At 42.9% G+C, this 2,134-nt stretch carries 3 protein-coding genes and 1 pseudogene; all 4 read right to left on the bottom strand.

Annotation, left to right across the window (positions count from 1 at the left end):
- Positions 1 to 105 precede the first annotated feature (105 nt).
- On the bottom strand, positions 106 to 285 hold the full coding sequence (locus AC4E7D_RS14295) for a TPR end-of-group domain-containing protein (RefSeq protein WP_490174452.1): 180 nt from the start codon (positions 283 to 285) through the stop codon (positions 106 to 108).
- Positions 277 to 426: pseudogene (locus AC4E7D_RS14300) on the bottom strand (tetratricopeptide repeat protein); the annotation flags it as partial. The gene AC4E7D_RS14295 and the pseudogene AC4E7D_RS14300, both read right to left, overlap by 9 nt.
- A gap of 12 nt (positions 427 to 438) precedes the next feature.
- A complete protein-coding gene (locus AC4E7D_RS14305) occupies positions 439 to 1,680 on the bottom strand; it encodes a tetratricopeptide repeat protein (protein ID WP_490174450.1) in 1,242 nt (413 codons plus the stop codon).
- 188 nt (positions 1,681 to 1,868) lie between these two features.
- On the bottom strand, positions 1,869 to 2,134 hold a 266-nt coding region (locus AC4E7D_RS14310), incomplete at its 5' end, for a DUF3788 family protein (RefSeq protein ID WP_490174451.1).

Consider the following 2,134-nt stretch of genomic DNA (forward strand, 5'->3'; position numbering starts at 1 on the left):
AAGGTACTTCTGCTCAAGAGTTTTGTTTTCATGGGTTGATTTCCGTTCAATTTATGAAATTTCTGTGGCCTAGGAGGTAACGGGCCATTCTTAAACTGAGATTACCTATTTTCCCTCCATCAGGGCAAGAAATTCCGGCTCATTTTTTAAGCTGTATAAATCGGGATCATGCTTGATATACTCGTAATTCCCAAAACCTTTATCTATCGCTTTTTTGAGGTTTTCAATGGAGGTGGAGTTATCACCAATTAATGCATAGAAGCAAGCGGCATTGTAGATAATGATCGGGTCATCCGGGTTTTGTTCTATCCCTTCATCCATTTCGATTCTCGCTTCCTCCAAACGGCCCAGCCTTTTCAAGGTAAACGCATAAAATTGGTGGGCACGGGCGTCTTCCGGGTGGCGCAGTAAATAGGAGGGATAAAATGCCGCCGCCTGTTATATGGTTTCCTGTAACTTTTCCTTATCTCCCAGCTTTTCATAGGACATTTGTAAATCTCCATAGGCCGAATGGAAATCCCCATTGAGTGCCAGTACCTTTTTGTAATCAACTACGGCCTTCAGATCCCTATCCTGGATTCTGTACAGCCGCCCCCTGATCCAATAGGCGAAATAATTGTCAGGGTCAAATGCAATTGCTTTTTGAACGGCTATCAATGCCTCATCGAGTAATTTTTTGTTATAGTATACCAATCCGAGTGCACTATAGGCTTCAGAGGAGGAAGGATCATAGATCAACGCTTTTAATGCAGATTCTTCTGCCTTTTTAAGCCATATGGGGTTTCTGTCGTGTGTTTCATATAGCAATCCACAAGCTTCACTCATGCCTGCATAGGGCGCTGCATAATTGGGATCCAGGTCTATTGCATCTTGAAAAAGTTCCACTGCTGAAAGAAGATAACGCTTCGTGTATTTTAGAACAAATTCCCGGGCCCGCAGGTTGGCATCATAGGCTTCACTGCTCAATGTAGCTTTCTTGTTCAGGGCTACCTTTTCCTTTGGACTGAGCTTTAATTTTAATGAGGCTACGATCTTTTTCGCCACCTTTTCCTGTATACCAAAAACATCGGTCATCTTACCGCTGTAGATCTCGGCCCAGAGCTCAGCATCCTTTTCGACATCGATTAGCTCTGTTGCTATTTTGAGATCATCCTTGTGTTTGCGAACAGTACCGTGCAAAATATATCTCGCATTTAGTTCCCGGCCCAGAGATACACTATCCATTTCAGAATCCCTGTACTGCATCGCGGTACGCCGTGATACAATATCAAGATCCCTGATTCCGGATAAACGGATACTGATTTCTTCCGTCAACCCATCGCTAAAATAATTACTGCCATTGTTTGGGCTTAGGTTTCTAAAAGGGAGGACGGCCAGTTTTTTATTATCAAGGGCCTGACTATAATCTGTTTGTGTTAAGCTCGATTTCTTCGTTTCAATGTCCCTGGTTCTTTTAATCCCTTTTGGGGAAAATTCATATACCCAGGCAAACACCAGGCTTACCGGAAAGCCCAGGATCAATATTACAATTAAGGCTTTCATTAAAGACGGAGGAGCATCAAAAGTGGGAAGAACAATATCGGAAACCTGGGCAATGATCCAGGCTACAATTAAATAGGTAATTGCTGATTTAAAGACATTGCGCCTTTTAAGCTCAGATATGAATTTTTTAAACTTCACCTGTGTCCAAGGTTTATTTCCGAACATAAGGGCGAAGGCCTGGAAATCTGTGTATTTGCCTCAACCAGAGAGTTACCAAGGGGGGTAGATACGTCGGAAGGTGGGCAACAGAAACCTTTCCGCTCAGTTCCTTCTTAAAGGTAAGTATTATTTTCCGTGCGGATATAATGAGTAGGGGGTTATTGGCCCTATTTCACTTTGATTTTAAACTGCATTACCTGTTCAAAATCAGCCAACACCTCCTCATCCCGTATTTCAAAGGAGCAGGGTTTGGATTTTCCCACATTTTTGGCTTTTCGGATGTTCTCTTTGGATAGCTCACTGATATCCAATTCCAAAAGGGGCTTAAGCAGCCTTACGGGCAAATAAACGGTAGCGATCATATATCCTTTTCGGGCAGACATCCAGACAATGGTTTTCTTCTTTCTCTGCACTTTACACAACCAGGCCTTGC

This window comes from Lentiprolixibacter sp. (assembly GCF_982873095.1).